The 20303-nt window shown below is 74.0% G+C and carries 20 protein-coding genes; 11 read left to right on the top strand and 9 right to left on the bottom strand.

From position 1 onward, the window contains the following. Positions 1-170: 170 nt before the first annotated feature. The 3 genes from ABD086_RS24535 to ABD086_RS24525 are packed head-to-tail and all read right to left on the bottom strand — an operon-like array spanning position 171 to position 2964. Positions 171-1262 (bottom strand): RDD family protein, encoded by a 1092-nt coding sequence (locus tag ABD086_RS24535; protein WP_343911179.1) that lies wholly within the window; start codon positions 1260-1262, stop codon positions 171-173. Beyond that, positions 1259-2143, bottom strand: a complete 885-nt coding sequence (locus tag ABD086_RS24530) for an FHA domain-containing protein (protein WP_343911177.1) — start codon at positions 2141-2143, stop codon at positions 1259-1261. Before ABD086_RS24530 ends, ABD086_RS24535 begins: the two co-directional genes overlap by 4 nt. Then, positions 2140-2964, bottom strand: a complete 825-nt coding sequence (locus ABD086_RS24525) for a PP2C family protein-serine/threonine phosphatase (protein ID WP_343911175.1) — start codon at positions 2962-2964, stop codon at positions 2140-2142. Before ABD086_RS24525 ends, ABD086_RS24530 begins: the two co-directional genes overlap by 4 nt. A 30-nt stretch (positions 2965-2994) precedes the next feature. On the opposite strand from ABD086_RS24525, the gene ABD086_RS24520 reads away from it, so the two are divergent. The 3 genes from ABD086_RS24520 to ABD086_RS24510 are packed head-to-tail and all read left to right on the top strand — an operon-like array spanning position 2995 to position 7425. Then, the gene (locus tag ABD086_RS24520) at positions 2995-5244 is read left to right on the top strand and encodes a helicase-associated domain-containing protein (protein WP_343911173.1); all 2250 of its coding nucleotides are present in this window, start codon (positions 2995-2997) and stop codon (positions 5242-5244) included. 13 nt (positions 5245-5257) lie between these two features. Beyond that, positions 5258-5785 (top strand): CGNR zinc finger domain-containing protein, encoded by a 528-nt coding sequence (locus ABD086_RS24515; protein WP_343911171.1) that lies wholly within the window; start codon positions 5258-5260, stop codon positions 5783-5785. Then, the gene (locus ABD086_RS24510; protein ID WP_343911169.1) at positions 5782-7425 is read left to right on the top strand and encodes a DNA repair helicase XPB; all 1644 of its coding nucleotides are present in this window, start codon (positions 5782-5784) and stop codon (positions 7423-7425) included. The genes ABD086_RS24515 and ABD086_RS24510 overlap by 4 nt, the downstream gene beginning before the upstream one ends. Before the next feature lie 95 nt (positions 7426-7520). Here the strand turns inward: ABD086_RS24510 and ABD086_RS24505 are convergent, their stop codons facing one another. Beyond that, the gene (locus ABD086_RS24505) at positions 7521-8225 is read right to left on the bottom strand and encodes a hypothetical protein (RefSeq protein WP_343911167.1); all 705 of its coding nucleotides are present in this window, start codon (positions 8223-8225) and stop codon (positions 7521-7523) included. Positions 8226-8275: 50 nt separating this feature from the next. Continuing rightward, positions 8276-10996: an alpha/beta hydrolase gene (locus ABD086_RS24500; protein ID WP_343911165.1), complete on the bottom strand. Its 2721-nt coding sequence runs from the start codon at positions 10994-10996 to the stop codon at positions 8276-8278. A gap of 149 nt (positions 10997-11145) precedes the next feature. On the opposite strand from ABD086_RS24500, the gene ABD086_RS24495 reads away from it, so the two are divergent. From ABD086_RS24495 to ABD086_RS24475, 5 genes are all read left to right on the top strand, one after another. Next, positions 11146-11406 (top strand): hypothetical protein, encoded by a 261-nt coding sequence (locus ABD086_RS24495; RefSeq protein ID WP_343911163.1) that lies wholly within the window; start codon positions 11146-11148, stop codon positions 11404-11406. Positions 11407-11476: 70 nt separating this feature from the next. Beyond that, the gene (serA, locus tag ABD086_RS24490) at positions 11477-12685 is read left to right on the top strand and encodes a phosphoglycerate dehydrogenase (RefSeq protein ID WP_343911161.1); all 1209 of its coding nucleotides are present in this window, start codon (positions 11477-11479) and stop codon (positions 12683-12685) included. 24 nt (positions 12686-12709) lie between these two features. Then, positions 12710-13873 (top strand): RtcB family protein, encoded by a 1164-nt coding sequence (locus ABD086_RS24485; protein WP_343911159.1) that lies wholly within the window; start codon positions 12710-12712, stop codon positions 13871-13873. A gap of 24 nt (positions 13874-13897) precedes the next feature. After that, positions 13898-14764, top strand: coding sequence for an oxygenase MpaB family protein (locus ABD086_RS24480; protein WP_343911157.1), 867 nt, complete (start codon positions 13898-13900; stop codon positions 14762-14764). 45 nt (positions 14765-14809) lie between these two features. Next, complete coding sequence (locus ABD086_RS24475; protein ID WP_343911155.1) at positions 14810-16036, top strand: MSCRAMM family protein; 1227 nt, start codon at positions 14810-14812, stop codon at positions 16034-16036. A 2-nt stretch (positions 16037-16038) separates the two neighbouring features. Here the strand turns inward: ABD086_RS24475 and ABD086_RS24470 are convergent, their stop codons facing one another. Then, a complete protein-coding gene (locus tag ABD086_RS24470) occupies positions 16039-16413 on the bottom strand; it encodes a nuclear transport factor 2 family protein (RefSeq protein WP_343911153.1) in 375 nt (124 codons plus the stop codon). An 83-nt stretch (positions 16414-16496) separates the two neighbouring features. Here ABD086_RS24470 and ABD086_RS24465 point away from each other — a divergent pair, with 83 nt between their 5' ends. Further along, entirely contained in the window at positions 16497-17096 is a 600-nt protein-coding gene (locus tag ABD086_RS24465; protein ID WP_343911151.1) for an HD domain-containing protein, read from the top strand. Positions 17097-17150: 54 nt separating this feature from the next. Here ABD086_RS24465 and ABD086_RS24460 read toward each other — a convergent pair whose 3' ends face one another. Together ABD086_RS24460 and ABD086_RS24455 are read right to left on the bottom strand one after the other, a co-directional pair. Next, positions 17151-17408 carry a DUF4031 domain-containing protein gene (locus tag ABD086_RS24460; RefSeq protein WP_343911149.1) on the bottom strand — a complete coding sequence of 86 codons (258 nt, stop codon included), beginning with the start codon at positions 17406-17408 and terminating at the stop codon, positions 17151-17153. Beyond that, the gene (locus ABD086_RS24455) at positions 17405-18115 is read right to left on the bottom strand and encodes a copper homeostasis protein CutC (RefSeq protein WP_343911147.1); all 711 of its coding nucleotides are present in this window, start codon (positions 18113-18115) and stop codon (positions 17405-17407) included. Before ABD086_RS24455 ends, ABD086_RS24460 begins: the two co-directional genes overlap by 4 nt. 70 nt (positions 18116-18185) lie before the next feature. Between ABD086_RS24455 and ABD086_RS24450 the strand changes: the two genes are divergently transcribed. Next, positions 18186-18530 (top strand): hypothetical protein, encoded by a 345-nt coding sequence (locus ABD086_RS24450; RefSeq protein WP_343911145.1) that lies wholly within the window; start codon positions 18186-18188, stop codon positions 18528-18530. A 100-nt stretch (positions 18531-18630) separates the two neighbouring features. On the opposite strand, the gene ABD086_RS24445 is transcribed toward ABD086_RS24450, so the two are convergent. Continuing rightward, positions 18631-19290 carry a GntR family transcriptional regulator gene (locus ABD086_RS24445; protein ID WP_343911203.1) on the bottom strand — a complete coding sequence of 220 codons (660 nt, stop codon included), beginning with the start codon at positions 19288-19290 and terminating at the stop codon, positions 18631-18633. Between the two features lie 234 nt (positions 19291-19524). Between ABD086_RS24445 and ABD086_RS24440 the strand changes: the two genes are divergently transcribed. Then, positions 19525-20301, top strand: coding sequence for an ABC transporter ATP-binding protein (locus ABD086_RS24440; protein WP_343911143.1), 777 nt, complete (start codon positions 19525-19527; stop codon positions 20299-20301). Positions 20302-20303: the final 2 nt, after the last annotated feature.

The raw sequence follows: 20303 nt of genomic DNA, 5'->3' as shown, positions 1-20303 counted from the left end.
GGTGTCGGGGCGGTGGAACGCCCGGGGGCTCCTGGCAAGCTCGGCCGACACCGGATCGCAGTGCCGAGTCACTGGTCAGGAGGGGAGCAGTTGACACGCCGGGACGCGCGCAGCGGAAGAGGCGGGACCGTTCGTTACCGGACCGTTACCGAATTCGAGGAACTCCGCGGTCAGCTCTCCCGGGCGACCGACATGATCCGGTCGCCGAACCGGACGTGGTCGCCGTCGAGGAGCGTGGTCGGCCGGCCCGCCGCGAGGTCGCGGGCGACGCCCTGGCGGAGCAGCACCGTCCCGTTGGTCGAGCCGCGGTCCATCACGACCAGGACGCCGTCGGCGACCACCTGCAGCTGCGCGTGCGTCTTCGACAGCGACATGTCGTCGGACCGCAGGGCGACCAGCTGGCCGGGGTCCTCGCCCGACCGGGGCTCGGGCCGCCGGCCGACGAGCGTCAGGCCCTCGACGAGGAAGGACTCCCCCGAGTCGAAGCTGACCCGCCACCGCGCGGCCGGGCCCTGCGGCTCGGGCACCAGCGGGTAGCCGAGCTGCTGCCGCGGCACGCTCGGCTCCGGGCCGGGAGCGCGGTGCTGGGGGGCGGGTGCCGGCGTGGGTGCCGGCGTGGGAGGCGGCGTGGAAGGCGGCGTGGGAGCCGGGGTAGGAGGCGGGGTGGGGGGCGGCGGTGGGGCCGCGGGCGGCGGTGGGGGTGCCGGTACGGGTGCCGCCGACCGGGGCGGGGGCGGGGGCGGGGTGGTCGGCACGGGCACCAGGCGCATCGCGGTCAGGTTCACGACGTGCGGCGGCCCCTCGTCGACGACCGCGGGCTCCTCGGGGACCGGGCGCACGTCCAGCACCGCGGAGCCGGCCAGCCGGTCGTGCCACCCCTGCCGGCGGCCACTGGGGTCCATCGCCGCGGTCCAGGCGAGCGTGGCGGTGCCGAGCCCGAAGGTGGGCAGCGTCGCCAGCCCGAGCACCAGCTGCCGCACGAGCGCGCGCCGGGCGCCGATCGGGGCGCCGGTCCCGGCGTCGAGCACCCGGATGCCCAGCGCGGCGTTGCCGGGCGAGCCGCCCGTGCGGCCGAGCACCAGCGCGAACGCGGCGTACTCGACGAGGGCGACCGCGACGACCACCGCGATGCCGGCGACGACCCGGTCCCGGTCGATGAGGTAGCGCCAGGCGAGGTACGCCGCGACCGCCCCGACCGTCCAGGCGATCAACCGGTCGATCGCGAACGCGTAGAAGCGCCGGTCGAGGTCCGCCGCGGTCACGGGGCGACGACCTGGATGCTCACTCCGTCGCCGAGGTCGACCACGGCGCCGGGGATCAGCTGGGCGGCGACACCGGCCCTGAGGTCTTCGGGCGGCAGCCCCGGCTGCAGGAGCAGGGTGCCGTTCGTGGACCCGAGGTCGGTGACCACGGCCGACCCGTGGTCGGCGCCCGAGCCGGGCCGGATCTCGAGGTGCGTCGACGAGATCTCCTGGTGCGGGCTGGGCACGCGCACCAGGCGGGTCTCGCCCTCGGTGCCGGCGCGGACCTCGGGCGCCCGGCCGACGAGCACCACCCGGTCGACGTCGACGGTCTCGCCGTCCGGCAGGACCAGCCGGGCGACCGGCCGGGCGGTGACCGGCGGGGCCGGGGGCTGGCCGGGGATGCCGGGCAGCGGGCGGGCCGGGGTCGGCGTACCTCGCTGGGTGTGGCCGTCGTGGTCGGTGTCGACCCCGGGCTCGTCCCAGTCGGCCGACGCGATGCGGACCAGGCCGCGGGAGAGGACCAGGTCCTCCGGGGCGTGCTCTCCGGAGACCTCGAGGTGGATGCGGGTCACGCCGGTCAGGGTGCGCTCCACCCAGGTGGTGGCGGAGTCGCCGTCGACGTGCACGACGTCGTCGCCGGCGCCGGTGGCGAAGTGGGCGTACGCCTCCCCGCGCAGCACCACCCGGGTCTCGTCGCCCTCGCGGCTCACGAGGACGAAGCCCGGCAGGTCCCGCAGGCCGGAGGAGATCAACGCGTCGAGGGTCTCGTCGAAGCCGGCCCCGGCGTCGACGAGCTCCCACACGGCCGCGACCCGCGCCTTCTCCGTCGGCGGCAGCACGACGACGGCGTTCTCGCCGAACACGCCGAACCACTCGCCGCCGCGGTAGGACCAGGTCACGGACGTCCTCCCAGCTTCTCCTCGAGGCTGGCGCGCTGCCGGTCCGCGTCGTAGCCGTCCGTAGAGGCGGTCCCGACCACGTCGACGACGATCGCGGTGGCGTTGTCCTCCCCGCCGGCGACCACGGCGGCGGCGACCAGCCGGTCGGCGGCGTCGCGCGGGTCCGCGGCCTCGGCGAGGATCGTCGCGATCGCGTCGTCGTCGAGCATGCCGTTGACGCCGTCGGTGCACAGCAGGATGCGCTCGGCGTCCGCCAGCGGGACGACGAAGTAGTCGGCCTCGACACCGACCGCGTCGCCGAGCGCGCGGGTGATGACGTTGCGCTCGGGGTGGGTGGCCGCCTCCTCGGGGGCGATCTGCCCGGCGTCCACGAGCTCCTGCACCAGGCTGTGGTCGGTGCTGACCTGGTCGAGCCGGCCGCCGGCGAACCGGTAGATCCGGGAGTCGCCGAGGTTGGCGAGCAGCCAGGCGAGGCGGTCGTCGTCCTCGACGAGCAGCGCGGCGACCACGGTCGTGCCGGCACTGCGCCGCCGCTCGATCCCCTGCCGGGCCTGCTCGTCGGCGTACTCGAGGAGCCGTCGCTGGGCCGCCTCCAGCGCCCCGGCGACCGCCTCGCGGGCGCGGTGGGGGTCGTAGCCCGCCTCGGCCAGCCGGCCGAACTCCTCCACCGCGATCGCGCTCGCGACGTCGCCGCCCTCGTGGCCGCCCATGCCGTCGGCGACGACGTACACGGGCGGCACGGCGAGGTAGGCGTCCTCGTTGACCTCACGGACCCGGCCGACGTCGGTGGCGGCGCCGTGGTGGAGCTCGACCTGCCTCATGGGCGTGAGCCTGCCGGTAGCGTTGGGGGGATGTCCACGGGGTACCGCTCGCTCGCCGACCAGCTCAGGAGCTGGCCGGACGACCGGCTGTCCCGACTGCTCCTCGACCGCCCCGATCTCGCCACTCCGGCCCCTCACGACTCCGGCCAGCTGGCGTCGCGTGCCGCCACCCGGTCCTCGCTGCTGCGTGCCCTCGACCAGCTGACCCAGGCCGAGCTCAGTGTCCTAGATGCCCTCGTGGTCGTGGGCCAAACCACCGCCGCCGGGCTGGCCGGGCTGGTGCACGCCGCCCCGGAGTCGGTGGCCGCGGCGCTGGACCGGCTGCTCGGCCTGGCCCTGGCGTGGGAGTCCGCGCAGGGCATCCGCGCGCTCAGCGGCGTCGCGGACGCGCTCACGATCAGCGGGCTGCGCCCGTTCTCCGCCGAGCCGCTCGCACCGGAGGAGGTGCGCCGCCGGCTGGCGGAGCTGTCGCCGCAGGCGCGCACCCTGCTCGAGCACGTGCTGAAGTCCGGTGGCGAGGCGACCACCGGCACCTCCCGGCACACGGTGCTGCCCGACGAGGCCGAGACACCCGCCGAGGAGCTGCTCGCCCGCCGGCTGCTGGTGCCGCGCGGCGGCGGGGTGGTCGTGCTGCCCGGCGAGGTCGGGGTCGCGCTGCGCGGCGGCCGGACCACGACCGAGCCGGTCGACGAGGTGCCCGAGCTGGCGACCGCGGAGCGCGCGGAGTCCCTGGTCGACCGGGCCGGCGCCGGCGCCGCCTTCGAGGCGGTACGCCGGGTGGAGCTGCTGCTCGACCACTGGGGCCTGCACCCGCCGTCGGCCCTGCGCAGCGGCGGCCTCGGCGTCCGCGACCTGCGGGCGACGGCCGTCGAGCTGCACGTCGACGAGCCGACCGCCGCCGTCCTGGTCGAGGCGGCGTACGCCGCCGGGCTGCTCGCCACCGCCGCCGACCGCGACGGCAACCCCGTGTGGATCCCGACCGACCTGTACGACCAGTGGTCCCAGCGGCCGACGGCGGAGCGGTGGTCCACCCTGGTCGCCGCCTGGCTGGAGAGCCCGCGCACCCCGGGCCTGGTCGGTCAGCGCGACCCGGCCGGCAAGGTCTGGAACGCCCTCGCGCCGGAGCTGGCCGGCGTGCACCAGGTCGAGAGCCGGCGGATGGCGCTGGCCGAGCTCGCGGCGCTGCCGCCCGGCATCGTGCTGGCCGCGGGCACCGGGATCCCGTCGCTCGTGTCGCGGATCGCCTGGCTGCGGCCGCGGCGACCGCGGACCCGGGCGGACCAGGTCGCGTGGGCGGTCGACGAGGGCGCCGTCCTCGGCGTGGTGGCGCTGAACGGGCTCGCGTCGTACGCCCGCGCGCTCCTCGACGACGACCGGGCGGCGGCCGAGCAGGCGCTCGCGCAGCTGCTGCCCGAGCCGGTCGACCACGTGCTGCTCCAGGCCGACCTGACCGCGGTGGCGCCCGGGCCGCTGGAGTCGCAGCTCGCCCGGCGCCTGCAGCTGGTGGCGGACGTCGAGTCCCGCGGCGGCGCGACCGTCTACCGGTTCACGCCCGGGTCGGTGCGGCGCGCGCTGGACACCGGCTGGACCGCCGCGGAGGTGCACGAGTTCGTCGCGTCGGTCTCACGGACGCCGGTGCCGCAGCCGCTGAGCTACCTGGTCGACGACACCGCGCGCACGTTCGGCACGGTGCGGGTCGGCCACGCCGAGGCGTTCCTGCGCTCCGACGACGAGGCCGCGCTGACCGAGCTGCTGCACCACCCGCGCGCCGGGACGCTCGGGCTGCGCCGGATCGCGCCGACCGTGCTGGTGGCGACGACGCCGCTCGACGTCCTGCTCCCCCGGCTCCGCGAGCTCGGGGCCGCCCCGGTGGTCGAGGCCGCGGACGGCACCGTGCACGTCGCCCGCCCCGACCTGCTGCGGGCGCGGACGCCCAAGGAGCACCGCGGCCGGCACGCCCGCACCGCGCGGGACGCCGCCCACGTCTCGCACGCGGTCACCGCGATCCGGGCCGGCGACCGGGCCGACGCGGCCCGGCCCGCCACCCCGGCCGCGGCGCTGTCGCCGAGTGGGTCGATGGCCGCGCTCCGCGAGGCGGTGGAGGGCCGGGCGACCGTGCTGATCGGCTACGTCGACAACCAGGGGACCACCTCCGAGCGCCTGGTGGACCCCCTCCGGGTCGAGGGCGGCTCGCTCACCGCGCACGACCACCGCAGCGACGACGTACGGACCTTTGCCGTGCACCGGATCACGACCGTGCGCCCGGTCACCGGCTCCTAGGTACTGTTGAAAGGTGGACTTCCTCCGGTACGCCGAGGCCTCGGCCGCGCTGCTCAACGCCGACATGTCGCACGTCGACGGGCTGGTGGCGTACCTCGACGGCCGGGATCGGCTCCAAGCGCGCGCGACCGACCGGGACTGCATGCTGCTGCGGAAGTTCCAGCGCGAGCTGCGCCCGGTCTTCGAGGCCGGCGAGGCGGACCGCGTCTCCGAGGTGGTCGGGGGGCTCAACGAGCTGATGTCGCGGCACCCGATCACCCCGCGGATCTCCGACCACGAGGGGCACGACCTGCACCTGCACGTCGCCACCGACAACGCCAGCGTCGCCGAGCTGCTGGTGAGCGAGTCGCTGCTCGGCCTGGCGAACGTGGTCTGCGACCTCGGCCCCGACCGGCTCGGCGTCTGCTCGGCCACGCCGTGCACGAACGTCTTCGTGGACACCTCGCCGAACCGGTCGCGCCGCTACTGCTCGGAGCGCTGCTCGTCGCGCGCCAACGTCGCCGCGTTCCGCGCGCGGCAGAAGGCGGGTGCCGGGGCGTGACTCACGACGGTCCCCTCATCGTCCAGTCCGACAAGACCCTGCTCCTCGAGGTCGACCACGAGCGCGCGGACGACTGCCGCAAGGCGATCGCGCCGTTCGCGGAGCTGGAGCGCTCGCCCGAGCACGTGCACACCTACCGGCTGACGCCGCTGGGGCTCTGGAACGCACGGGCCGCCGGGCACGACGCGGAGCAGGTCGTGGACACGCTGCTGGAGTACAGCCGGTACGCCGTACCGCACGCGCTGCTCGTCGACGTCGCCGAGACGATGGCGCGCTACGGCCGGCTGCGGCTGGAGAAGCACCCGACGCACGGGCTGGTGCTGGTGTCGAACGACCGCCCGGTGCTCGAGGAGGTGCTGCGCGCGAAGAAGGTCGCCGGCATGCTCGGCGAGCGCATCGACGACGACACCGTGGCCGTGCACGCCTCCGAGCGGGGCAACCTCAAGCAGGCGCTGCTCAAGCTGGGCTGGCCGGCGGAGGACTTCGCCGGGTACGTCGACGGCGAGGCGCACGCGATCGCGCTCGACGAGACCGCCTGGCACCTGCGCACCTACCAGCGCGAGGCCGCCGAGTCCTTCTGGCACGGCGGCTCGGGTGTGGTGGTGCTGCCGTGCGGCGCCGGGAAGACGCTGGTGGGCGCGGCCGCCATGGCCGAGGCCCAGGCGACGACGCTGATCCTGGTCACCAACACCGTCTCGGCCCGGCAGTGGAAGGACGAGCTGGTCCGGCGGACCTCGCTGACCCCCGACGAGATCGGCGAGTACTCCGGCGCTGTCAAGGAGATCCGGCCGGTCACGATCGCGACGTACCAGGTGCTGACGACCAAGCGGAAGGGCGTCTACCCGCACCTCGAGCTGCTGGACGCCCGCGACTGGGGCCTGATCGTGTACGACGAGGTGCACCTGCTGCCCGCGCCGATCTTCCGGATGACCGCCAACCTCCAGGCCCGGCGCCGGCTGGGGCTGACCGCGACGCTGGTGCGCGAGGACGGCCGCGAGGGCGACGTGTTCTCGCTGATCGGGCCGAAGCGGTACGACGCGCCGTGGAAGGACATCGAGGCGCAGGGGTGGATCGCGCCCGCCGACTGCGTCGAGGTGCGGGTGACGCTGCCGTCCTCCGAGCGGCTGCTCTACGCGACCGCCGAGCCCGAGGAGCGCTACCGGCTGGCGTCGTGCACGCACCACAAGATCGACGTCGTCCGGTCACTGGTGGAGTCGCACCCGGGCCAGCCGACGCTGGTGATCGGGCAGTACATCGAGCAGCTCGACGAGATCGCCGCCGCCCTCGACGCGCCGGTGATCAAGGGCGAGACGTCCGTGAAGGAGCGGCAGCGGCTCTTCGAGGCCTTCCGCTCCGGCGAGGTCGGGCTGCTCGTGGTGTCCAAGGTCGCGAACTTCTCCATCGACCTGCCGTCGGCCGAGGTCGCGATCCAGGTCTCCGGCTCGTTCGGCTCGCGCCAGGAGGAGGCCCAGCGCCTCGGTCGGCTGCTGCGCCCCAAGTCCGAGGGCAAGTCCGCCCACTTCTACACGATCGTCTCCCGCGACACCGTCGACGCCGACTTCGCCCAGAACCGGCAGCGGTTCCTCGCCGAGCAGGGGTACGCCTACCGGATCGTGGATGCGGAGGACCTGCCGGCGTAGGGGGGTGGGGTGCCGTCGGTTTCCCCGGTCGACCGGGGAAACCTGCACTTGCTGGCCGAAACTTCGGCCGACAAGTGCAGGGATCGGCCGACAAGTCAGCCGACGTCGAGGACGTCGTTCTCCAGCCACGCGGCACCGGGCGCGCCGCCGACTTGCAGGCAGCGGACCACGATCCCGGTCCCGACGTCGAGCGCGACGTCGTAGTGGTCGGGATACTCCCGCCCGCGCCGAGCCTCCGGCACCTGGTCCAGGCTCTCGAAGTCGGCGAGCAGACCCGCCTCGCTGTAGAGCAGCTCGCAGCAGTTGCCGCCGCACCGCGGCTCGTACCCCGGCAGGGCGCGCAGGTCCGCACGCCAGGCGAGGCGTCCGGCGACCTCGTCCTCCCGCAGGTTCGTCACCTCGACGTGGTGGCTGAGCTCGACCGGGTCCAGCATCGCCACCCAGCTGTAGTTGCCGTACATCGGGTCGTCGTAGCCGACCTCGAACGACGACGGCCGCTGCGCGACGAGGCCGTCGGGGCGGTACGCCGGCGTCGCCTCGTGGGGCAGCACGGGCTCGGGAGGAGGCGGCGCCGCCGGAGACCCGTCGGGGACGAACGAGCCCACCATGACCCGGGTGTACGGCAGCCCCGACGCCCGGACCTCCCGGCCGTCGGGCAGGCGCACCAGCAGCTCGCCCGGCCGCCGCACCCACGCCTCGCAGGCGCCGGGATACGCCGACCGGTGCCGGAAGTGCAGCGTCGTCCAGCGCCACGGCGAGCTGCGCGCCAGGGCCTGGAAGTCGTCCGCGGTCGGGATCACCCGACCACGCTAGGCGCGCCGCTGGAGCGGGCCCAGCGAATTCCGCCCGGTCAGCCTCGGACGTACACCGTCCGCTCGAAGCGGAGCTTGCCGAGCCGTCCCCGGATCGTCAGCGCCTCGCGGCCCTCGTCGACCCCGTCCGCGCGGGTGGGGATCCGCAGCACCGCGCTCGTGCGGCCGTGCCGCAGCTGCTTGAACACGTACGGGTGGTAGGTCCACAGCGGCTGGTCGAGGTCGACGTCCTCGCCGACGTGCGACTGCACCCAGGCGGACCGGACGTCGCGCACGGCGACGTTCGGCGCCGGCCCGAGCACGACCTTGCCGCTCGCGTACAGGTCGTAGTCGACCGGCCGGGCCAGCGTGATCGCCCACTCGGCGGGCTGCCCCTCGTCCACCGTGCGGTGCACCGGGCGCACCGTCATCCGCGGGGTCGGGTCGTCGTCCACGACGGTCAGGCCGCCGACGTACGCGTCGGTCATCATGTTGCGCACCGCCCAGGTCGAGACCTGGGTGATCAGCTTCCCGAAGTCGTCGCGCCGGTCGGCCTCGTAGCGGATCGGGATGCTCCCGCCCGTCTGCCCCGGCGCGAGGTCGACCATGAACCGCTGGACGTCGCCGAGCTGCTGGCCGGCCGTGGTGACGGAGAACCGCGCCGGTCGGGTGACCTCGCCGTTGACCGTGAACGGCAGGCTCGCGGAGACCGTGCCGGGCCCGTCGCCCTCGGCGACGCGCACGTCGCCGACGTCGATGGTCGGCAGCCGCACGTCGGGTACGGCGGCCAGCGCGGCCGGCGCCGCGCCGAGGTCGGCCACCCAGATCCGCCCGTGGTCGCTGTCGGCCACCAGGTCGACCCCGGTGATCCGGCTGAGGTCGACACCGGTCGCCCCGGACGGGTCGACCATCAGCGTCTGCGCCCAGTACTTCTCGGTGTCGTCGCGCTGGCCGAGCGCGGGCAGCGTGCCGTCGCCGACCGGCGTGACCAGCGCGCTCGCGCCGTCCGCGTCGGTGAGCCGGACGCGCAGTCGCGCATCGCCCTGGTCGGGGTCGACGATCGTGCGCAGCTCCAGGCGGCCGGCGCTCAGGTCGAGCGGGTCGTCGAGCACGAACCCACCGGACTGGCCGGCCGCGGTCCACGTCATCTCGAAGAACTCGCGCGTCACCAGGTGCTCGTACTGCTCCGGCCAGTGCGGGTGCACGCCGGCCCACTCGATGCCGTACGTGCACGACGCGACCTTCGCGGGGTCGTTGGCGCCCTGGCACATCCGCGTGCTCGCGCCGTCCGCGAGGTCGAGCGACGCGGTGCCGCCGGGCGTCCGGACGTCGCGGCCGCCGCCGACCGCCTCGCTGAGCACCTGCGCGTCGCCGACCGACGGGACCGTCACGCGCGAGCCGTCGAACAGCGGCAGCACGTCCTGCTCGTCGTTCGCGAACAGGTGCACCGCCCCGGCGACGTACGCCGTGCCGACGCTCTGCTGCTCCTCGGGCGTGAGCCGGTCGGGGTTCTTCGTGCCGCACTCGTCGCGCTTCGGGCCGTACCAGTCGTCCCACGCCGGGGCCTGGGCGATGCCGGGCGTCCACTCGGTGTTGAAGTAGTTGTGGTTCGCGCCCATCACCAGCACCGAGCTCTTCAGCGACGTGTCGCCGGTCGTGAGGTCGCGCGAGACGTCGGTGAACCGCTGGCCCTGCAGGTCGCTGACGTCGCCGTCGCAGAACGGCAGCAGCGTCACCGTCGGCACGTACGGCGCGGTCTGGGTGCCGAAGTTCGTGGGCGCGATCAGCACCTGCCCGACGATCCGGTACGGCGCGCTCAGCGGGATCTGGATGGACGCCCGGTCGACGCCCTCGCCGCCGCGGCTGTGCCCGACCAGCACGACCCGGCTGAGGTCGACCTGGTGGGCGGTGGCGAGGCCGACCCAGTGGTCGAGGTGCTTCTCGACGATCTGGGCGCGGGCGTCGGCGCCGCCGTCGGCGAGCCGGTAGTCCTGGGCGTTGATGCCGTTCACGCGGATCGAGACCGTCGCGTAGCCCTGCGAGGCCAGCACCTGCTGGATGTAGTCGTAGCCCAGCTGGCTGGGGATCTCCAGCTGCGGCGGCCGGCACGGCCACGCGCCGTCGCCCGCGCTCTCGTCGTTCGGGTCGTAGCAGACGCTGTGCCGGCCGTGCAGGAACAGCACGAGCGGCCGGGGCCCGGTCGCCGCGTCGGCGGCGGGCTCGACCACGTGGCCGACCATCTCGATCGGCTCCGGCATCCCGGCGATCTTGACCGGGTCGAGCTGGTAGTCGCTGGTCGTCACGTCGTACGGGCCGGGCGTGGCCGGGTCGACCGGGAGCGTGGTGGCGCCGGGCAGGTCGAGCGCCTTGCCGGCGGCGGTCGTCCCGGCGCGCAGCCGGTCGTCGCCCCGCGCGTCGAGGCGGTCGCCGGAGAGCAGCACGTCGAGGTCGGCGGCGTCGGGACGGGTGTCCGCGCCGACCACCGCGTGGACCGTCCGCCCGTCGGCGGCGATCGTCGGCGGCCCGATCCGCAGGCCCGCCGGGCCGACGATCGTCGGCCGGTCGCCGGTCATCGGGAGCCGGCTCGGCGAGCGCCAGGACACGTCGTACCGGTCGCCGCCGAGCCACCGGACCTGCCAGGCGCCGCGGTCGGTCGCCTTCACCGGGGCGGCCGCGGCCACCGCCGGCGTACCCCCCGTGACGGCGGCCGTCGTGACGGTCGTGGTGAGGATCGCGGCGACGGCGACCAGGACGGCGCCGGTGCGCCTGCGAGCTCCCATGCCGTGCATCATGCCGTCTCCCACTCCCGCCTGCCGCCGATTACGCACGTACGACGCCGGGTGGGCCGGTCCGGTTGCGGTCCAGTCCGCGGGCCGCGAATTCGGGCGTTCCGCTGCGCGCACCGGGGAACCGACGTCTCCTACCGGTCATGACCATCCGCACCTTCATCGCGACGCTCGCGATCGCGCTCGCCGGCCTCGTCTCGGTGCCGGCGCACGCGGCCGCTCCGTCCGCCGACGCCAGCGTCCAGATCGCCACCCACCCCTGCACCCGGACCTCGAGCGGCTCCTGCATCCGGGGCGGCCAGTTCTGCCCGCAGTCCAAGTACGGCCAGAGCGGCTGGGACGCCCAGGGGCGGCGCTACGTGTGCAAGGGCGACCGCACGCACCCCCACTGGATGCGACCCTGACCCCGGCCCGGCGTCCCAGCGTTCGGCGTCGATTCGGGCGGGCGCCGGAGTCGACCTAGGCTGGATCACCGTGAAGGTGCTGCTGCTGGAGAACATCCACCCGCTCGCGGTCGAGATCCTCGAGGCGCGCGGCTTCGAGGTGGAGCTGCGCACCGGATCCCTGTCCGAGGACGAGCTGGTCGCGGAGCTGCCCGGGGTGCACCTGCTCGGGATCCGGTCCAACACCCACCTCACGAAGCGGGTGCTCGACGCCGCGCCGGACCTGCTGGCGGTCGGCTGCTTCTGCATCGGCACCAACCAGGTCGACCTGCTGGCGGCCGCGGACCGCGGCATCGCGGTGTTCAACGCGCCGTACTCCAACACGCGCAGCGTCGTGGAGCTGGTGATCGGCGAGATCATCATGCTGGCGCGCCGGCTGGCCGAGAAGACCGAGCGGATGCACGCGGGCGTGTGGGACAAGTCCGCGAAGGGCAGCCACGAGATCCGCGGCCGCACGCTCGGGATCGTGGGCTACGGCAACATCGGCACCCAGCTCTCGAACCTGGCCGAGGCGCTGGGGCTGCGGGTGATCTTCTTCGACACCGCCGACCGGCTCGCGCACGGCAACGCCCGGCGGATGAAGACCCTCGACGACCTGCTCGCCGAGGCGGACGTCGTGAGCCTCCACGTGGACGGACGGCCCGGCAACGCCGGCATGTTCGGCGCGGAGGAGTTCGCGAAGATGAAGCCGCGCAGCCTGTTCATCAACGCGGCGCGGGGCATGGTGGTCGACGACGTCGCGCTGCGGGAGAACATCCTGTCCGGCCACATCGCCGGCGCCGCTCTCGACGTCTTCCCGGTCGAGCCCAAGGCGCAGGGCGACCCGTTCGAGTCGGTGCTGCGCGGCCTGGACAACGTGATCCTGACCCCGCACGTGGGCGGCTCGACCCAGGAGGCGCAGGAGGAGATCGGCTACTTCGTGGCCGGCAAGCTCGCCGGCTTCGCGCTGGAGGGCCGCACCGAGCTCTCGGTCAACCTGCCGGTCGTGCAGGCGCCGCAGCTCGTCGCCGGGCACCGGATCGGCTTCCTGCACGTGAACCTGCCCGGGGTCCTGGCCAGCGTGAACGGCGTGCTCGCCGACGCCGGCGCGAACGTCACCGGCCAGTACCTCTCCACCCGCGGCGAGCGAGGGTACGTCGTCACCGACACCCTCGACCCGCTCCCGTCCGACGCGCTGGAGAAGCTCGCCGAGGCCGAGCACGCCGTCTGGCTGCGGACCTGGGACGCCCGCACGTCGTAGCCGCTTCTGGGGAACCGGCCGTCCATGGAGAAGATCACCGACCGGCTCCTGAGCTGGGCCTCGATCCTGGACGAGGGCACCCGCGCGCAGGCCGTGACCACGGCGGGCATGCCGTTCATCCACCCGCACGTCGCGCTGATGCCGGACGCGCACCTCGGGCTCGGCGCGACCGTCGGCTCCGTCATCCCGACGCTCGGCGCGATCATGCCGGCCGCGGTCGGCGTCGACATCGGCTGCGGGATGATCGCGGTCCGCACCCAGCTCACCCGGGACCGGCTCCCGGCCGACCGCCGCGCGCTCCGGCAGGAGATCGAGCGCGCGGTCCCGCTCTCGGCCGGCGCGGCCAACCGGACGATCAGCCGCGACCACACGCGTGAGCGGTTGGTCCGGCTGCGCGAGCTCGCCTCGCGGGCCGGGTTCGACCCGGCGTCGTACGTCAAGCGCTGGGACCTGCAGCTCGGCACCCTGGGGTCGGGCAACCACTTCATCGAGGTGACCGCCGACGAGTCGTCCCGCGTCTGGCTCTTCCTGCACTCCGGGTCCCGCGGCGTCGGCAACAAGATCGCGCAGCGGCACATCGACGTCGCGCGCCGGCGCTGCGCCGGCGAGGACCTGCCCCACCGCGACCTCGCCTACCTCACCGAGGGCACGCCCGAGTTCGACGCGTACATCGCGCAGATGCGGTGGGCGCAGACCTACGCGCTGCTCAACCGCGAGGAGATGATGGACCGGGTCGTGCGCCAGGTCTCGGCGTGGGCCGGCGAGGAGGTGCAGCGGCTCGAGGAGATCAACTGCCACCACAACTACACCGAGGTCGAGGAGCACTTCGGGAAGCGGGTGTGGCTCTCCCGCAAGGGTGCGATCAACGCCGAGGCCGGCCGGCCCGGGCTGATCCCCGGGTCGATGGGCACCGCGTCGTACGTCGTCAGCGGGCGCGGCAACGCGGACGCGCTGAACTCGGCGCCGCACGGCGCCGGGCGCGCCTACTCGCGGACGAGGGCCCGCAAGACCTTCTCGATCGAGGACCTGCGCACCGCGATGGGCGACATCGAGTACCGGGACACGTCCGCGTTCATCGACGAGATCCCCGCGGCGTACAAGGACATCGACGTGGTGATGGCCGACTCCGTCGACCTGGTCGAGGTCCGGCACACCCTGCGGCAGCTCGTGAACGTCAAGGGCGACTGACGGGCCGCACGTAGGCTCGGGGGCATGGCGGGGGTACGCGAGCGACTCGGGACCGAGCTCTTCCTGCGCGTGGCCGGCCCGGACGGCGCCAAGCACGCGGAGCGCATCCACGGCACGCCCGGGCCGCGCTGGTTCGAGCCGGACAGCCCGATCGCGCGGGTGCACGGCGACGCGGCGATGTTCGTCGGCGGCATCCGGGCGGTGCTGCTGCAGACCCTGCACCCGGCCGCGATGCGCGGCGTCGCCGAGCACTCCGGCTACCGCGGCGACATGTGGGGCCGGCTCGCACGCACCAGCCGGTTCATCGCGGTCACCACGTTCGGCACCGCCGACGACGCGGCGCAGGCGGTGGCCGCGGTCCGCGCCATCCACGAGCGGGTGACCGGCACGATGCCCGACGGCACGCCGTACGCCGCGAGCGACCCACACCTGCTGGGCTGGGTGCACGCCGCCGAGATCGACAGCTTCCTGCTGGCGCACACCGTGTACGGCGAGGAGCCGCTGGTCGGCGCCGAGCGCGACACCTACGTGGCGCAGGCCGCCGAGGTCGCCCGCCGGCTCGGCGTCGTCGACCCGCCGACCACCGAGGCCGAGCTCGCGGCCACGCTGGCGGCGTACCGCCCCGAGCTGCGCGGCACGCCGGAGGCCCGCGACGCGGTCGCCTACCTGGTGCTCCACCCGGAGCTCCCGCTGCTGGCCCGGGCGCCGTACGGCGTGCTCGTGGCCGCCGCCGTGGGCCTGATGCCGCGGTGGACCCGGTGGCCGCTGCGACTGCCCTGGCTGCCGGTCTCGGAGCGCACCGTGGTGCGCGCGCTGGGCGGCCTGGCGACCGGCACGATCCGCTGGGCGATGACTCCCGGCCGCGAGCAGCGCGTCTTGAGGAAAGCCTGAAGTTTCCTTGCACGGTGGTCCAGACGGGCTGCCTACGATGAGCACATGCGCTCCCCCGCCCGCGTGCTCGTCGCCCTCGCCGTCGTCCTCGTGACGGCGCTCGCGGGGCTCGCCGCGCCGGCGCAGGCGACCGACACCCGACAGCTGGTGTACGGCGCGATCAAGTGCCCGAAGCTGTCGAAGTGTCCCGGCATGAAGGTGCTGTGGTTCGACAAGAACTGGAACTACCTGGGCACCGCCCGCGCGAACGGCGGGGGCTACTCGCTCCGGCTCGCGCCCGGTGGCTACCACCTCCAGTTCGTCGACCAGCGCCCGGCGTACGACACCTCGAAGTACGCCCCGACCGACATCGCCGTCACCGTCGGCCGGCACACGGTCAGCAAGAGCGTGACGATGAAGCCGGGCGCCGCCATCACCGGCCTCGCCCAGGCGGGCGGCAAGCCGCTGCGCAACGCGCGGATCGTCGCCGCGAACAAGTCCGAGCAGTCGTTCGCCACCACCGCGAACAAGAAGGGCCAGTTCGCGGTCGGCGGGCTGCCGGCGGGCCAGTACTGCCTGTTCACCTACGACAAGGCCAAGAAGCACGTCGGCAAGTGCACCTGGGTCGGCGGCGTGAACTTCGGGCAGGTCAAGGACAGCCGGGTCACGCTGACCAAGACGGCCGGCAACCTCACGGTCTTCCTCAAGACCAGGGACGGCGGCCGCGCGCCCGCCTCCACCGTCACCGTCACCAGCCGGACGACCGGGCAGTGGTGGTCGACCAAGGCGCGCGACGGCAAGGCGGTGCTGCGCGGGCTCTACCCCGGCCGCTACAACCTCAAGTACGACGGCGGCGGCATCTGGCTCGGCGCGACCGGAGTGGTGCACGGCGGGTCGGTGCGGCCCCAGCGGATGGCGTTCGGCGACTTCACGGTGCCGAAGCGGGGAGCGTGGGTCACCGGGGCCGTGGTCGACGGCGGGGCGCCCTCCTACCCGATGGCCGATGCCCAGCTGCGCCTGTTCGACGCGGCCGGCCGACTGGTCGCCAGCGCCACGTCGGACAGCGACGGCAACTTCCGGCTCCAGGGCCAGCTCACCACCCAGGACGGGATGACGATCCTCGTCGACCCGAAGGCGAACAGCGGTGGGTGGATGCAGGGCGCCATGTGGTGCAAGTTCGACGAGGGCACGTTCGAGCCGGTGAGCGTGACGACCGGTGTCGAGACCTACGTCGGCGACATCCAGCTCCCGAGGTCGACCGGTTCCGACCAGACCGCGGAGTGCCGCCCGTAGGGTCAGCCGATCGTCATGTCGTCGTCGCCCCAGTAGGCGCGCATCGACGTGATCCGGCCGTCGTCGTCGAACGTCATCACGTCGAACGGCGCGAGCGTGTAGGTCACGCCGTCGGCGACCGTCTGCACCTCGAAGTGGAACGCCGCCTCGCCGCCGGCGATGCGCACCGCCAGCAGCCGGGTCCGCTGCTCCAGGCCCTCGAGCGCGGAGTAGAACGCGGTGATCGACTCGCGGGTCTTCAGCACGTCGGAGCCGACGGGGTCCTCGACGGTCGCGCCCTCGGCGTAGAGGTCCACGATCTCGGCCGCGGTGCCGCTGGCGACCAGGCCGACGTACCGGTCCACGACCTCGCGGATCCGCTCCCTGCTGGCGGCCACGGCCCGCCCTGCCTTTCTGTAACACGTTCCAGTTGTCCGGCCCACCGTAGCGCCTCCCGACCCGGTGCTGCTTCCATGTCCGGGTGGACCTCCTGCTGGCCTGGCCGCTGCCCGGCGCCCGCGACCTGGGCGCGCAGCTGGCCGCGTCGTACGCGCACCCGGACCGGGGCTACCACGACGTCCGGCACCTGACCGAGGTGCTCGAGCGGATCCACGAGCTGGCGTCGCACGGCGCGGAGTTCGACCGGATGGCCGTCGTGCTCGCGGCGTGGTTCCACGACAGCGTGTACGACGCCCAGCCGGACGCCGAGAAGCGGTCCGCCGCCTGGGCCGCCGAGGCGCTGCCGACGCTGGTCGAGCCGGCCATCGTCGACGAGGTGGTGCGGCTGGTGCTGATCACCGAGCACCACCGGCCGGCCGACCGCGACCGCAACGGCTGCGCGCTCTCCGACGCGGACCTGGCGATCCTGGCCGCCCCGCGGCAGCGGTACCGCGAGTACGTCGCCTCCGTGCGCCGGGAGTGGGCGCACGTCTCTGACGCCGACTTCGTCGCCGGCCGCTCCGCGATCCTGCGCGACCTGCTCGCCAAGCCGCACCTGTTCCAGACCCGCTACGCGCGGACCGCCTGGGAGTCCGCCGCCCGGGCGAACGTGGAGTGCGAGCTGGGCGCGCTGGTGGGATAGTCCCTGACGAACGTGTGGTGTGGGAACGTTCCCACACGACATTTTCGTCAGGGACTACCGCGGTTTGCGCCTCCGGAGGCCGGCCAGGGTGAGCCGGCGGACCAGCTCGCGGGACGACACCGGGGTGGCGCCGGCGGCCACGACCTGGTCGTACCACTCGGCGGGCACGTCGTAGTGGTCGCGGTCGAAGCCGCGCTCGGGGATGCCGACGACCCGGGCGAAGGCGTGCAGCTCGTCGTACGACGCGTCGCTGGCCAGGTGCGACCACAGCCGCCCGTGCCCGGCGGCGTTGGGCGGGTCGATGAGGATCATCCAGCGGTGCGCTGCGCGCGCTCCAGCGCGTCGTCGAGCAGCAGCCGCCAGGAGCGGACGTGGGCCGCGTCGACATACGCCTTGTACGACGCGCCCGGCCGCGCCTGCCGGTCGATCCGGAACTGGCGCACGCCCGCCCGCACGAACCACGGCACCTGCTCGGCCACCAGCCCGCCTCCGGGCATCAGCGTCCGGGCGACCAGCGGGTCGGCGGCGGCCAGGTCGAGCAGCTCGTCGTACCCCACCTCCAGCCCGCGCGGCGAGCCCGCGGAGCACACCGCGACCAGGCCGGGCAGGTCCGCGAGCCGGCGCCAGGAGCGGCGCAGGTCCAGGGTGTCGTCGATCGCGCGGCCGAAGGTCCACGGCACGTGCGGCAGCTGGCCGGCGAGGTAGGCGCAGGTCTCGGTGTCGACCTCGAGGTCGGCATCGAGGAAGCCGAAGGAGACCCCGGTGGCGCCCGAGCCGAGGTAGTCACCGGCGAGCCCGACCAGCCGGGTCATCTCGCCGCCGGTGGTGCTCCAGGTGTCGTTGAGGCAGAGCACCACGAACACCGGCAGCTCGGTCTCGCGGCAGACCGCCGACACGAGCGCGGGCTCGGGCGACATCCCCTCCGGGCCGGAGAGGTGCAGGCGGTCGGCGCCGCCCTCCTGCGCGCCCGGTACGTCGCGCGGGTCCTGGACGGCCACCTCGAGGAGCGCGGGGCCCATGCCGGCATGGTAGGCGCGGAGCGCCCGCGGATCGGGGAGCCGCGCTGGAGCGTGGGGGCATGATGGGGGAATGGACAACGCCCTGCTGTTCGACGCGCGCGCCCGCGTGCTCGCCGACCTCCAGGCCCGCAACCACGCCACGGCCCAGGCGGTGTCCGCGCTCGAGGAGGCGGTGTCCCAGCGCAAGTGGTGGGCCGAGCAGTGGCCCGAGGGCGCGCAGTACGTCGCCGGCCTGGTCGCGCAGGACGTCCAGGACGCGCTGTTCGAGACCGTCGGCCGCTGGCCGGTGTGCCTGGACTGCGGCGACCGCGCGCCCGTGCACGCGCTCTACATCCAGCCCGACCTCGGCGGCCCCGACCCGGTGTGGGTCTGCGAGGAGACCGGCGACGTGGTGGCGCCGCTCGGCGGATTGTGACGCCTTCGCTGGCTGGATCTCGACACGGCGGTCGCGACCTCGCGAGCTCGGTCGCGCGCCTCGCTCGATCACCATCAGCGGGTCCGCTGGCGCGTCCCCGCTAACCCTCCGAGCCCACCTGGAGCCACATCGTGTACCGGTCCGCCCGGTACACCGTCCGCGAGACCTCGACCACCTTGTCGCCCGCGAGCCCGCGCCGCGAGTGCCGCAGCACCGGGCCGCCCGGCTCGATCTCGAGCAGCTTGGCCTCCTCGTCGCCGGCGATATCGGCGTTGATGGAGTCCTCGGCCCACGTCGGGCGCAGGCCGCGCGACTCGAGCGCGTCGTACAGGCTGGTCGGCATGCCGCTCTGCAGGAAGCCCGGGATCAGCACCTCGTTGAGGTAGGCGTCCTCCACGCACATCGGCTGGCCGTCGGCGCGACGGAGCCGGCGCCAGTGGATGACGGCGTCCCCCTCGGTCACGTTCAGCGCTCGCGCCACGCCGGGGCCGGCCTGCTCGCGGCGGGCCAGGAGGGTCTGCGACTCGGCCAGCAGGCCGCGGCGCGCCATCTCCTCGGTGTAGCTCGTCAGTCGGCTCGCGGCCCGCCGGGGACGCGCGACGAACGTGCCCCTCCCCGGGATCCGCTCGAGAAGGCCCTCGACCACGAGGGCATCCATGGCTTGTCTCACCGTCATGCGGGCGACCCCGAACCTGTGCACCAGCTCGCGCTCGCTCGGTGCAGGTGAACCGGGTGCCGCCCCCGTGACGAGAGTGCGCACGTATTCGCGCACCTGGACGTGCTTGAGCGCACGCCCCTCAGTCACCAGCAACTCGTCCACAAGACGAAATCTAGGTGGCCTAGCCCGGTTTCGTCCCGGGATCGGCAAAACCCCGGAGATCCTGAGGAGTTCTTGAGGTCGTTCTCGACGATCACACCGGGCCCCAGGGCCCCTGGCGGCCCTCAGGGATCTCCCGGATGGTGAGGGGTCGGTGGGGTCCGGCAGGCTGGGGCCATGACCAGCGCCCCGACCCCCGCGACGGCCCCGGCCGCCCGTGCAGTGGACCTGCGGAAGACCTACGGATCCGGCGACACGGCCGTGCACGCCCTGGCCGGGGTGACCCTCGACCTGGAGGCCGGTCGCTTCACGGCGATCATGGGCCCGTCGGGCTCGGGCAAGTCGACGCTGATGCACTGCATGGCCGCCCTCGACACCCCGACGTCGGGCGCCGCCGAGGTCGGGGGCACCGAGCTGGGCCGGCTCAAGGACAAGGAGCTGACGGCGCTACGCCGGGAGCGGATCGGGTTCGTCTTCCAGGCCTTCAACCTGATCCCGACCCTGACCGCGGCCGAGAACATCCTGCTCCCGCTCGACCTGGCGGGCCGCAAGCCCGACCGGGCGTGGTTCGACACGGTGATCGACGCGGTCGGGCTGCGCGACCGGCTCGACCACCGGCCCACCGAGCTGTCCGGCGGGCAGCAGCAGCGCGTCGCCTGCGCCCGGGCGCTGGCCAGCAAGCCGTCGATCGTGTTCGCGGACGAGCCCACCGGCAACCTCGACAGCACGTCGGGCGCCGAGGTCCTCTCGTTCCTGCGGCGCAGCGTGGACGACTTCGGCCAGACGGTCGTGATGGTCACGCACGACGCGGTGGCCGCGTCGTACTGCGACCGGGTCGTCTTCCTCGCCGACGGCCTGGTCGTCGACGAGATCCACGACCCGCAGCGGGAGCAGATCCTGGAGCACATGACCCGCCTGCAGGACCTGGCGGCCGCCCGGACCGGCCGGGCCTGAGG

The organism is Nocardioides aquiterrae, from assembly GCF_039526625.1.
In the GTDB taxonomy this organism is placed as follows: Bacteria; Actinomycetota; Actinomycetes; order Propionibacteriales; family Nocardioidaceae; genus Nocardioides; species Nocardioides aquiterrae.
Note: the sequence above shows the minus strand (reverse complement) of the source record. Positions and strands in the feature narration are given on the sequence as shown.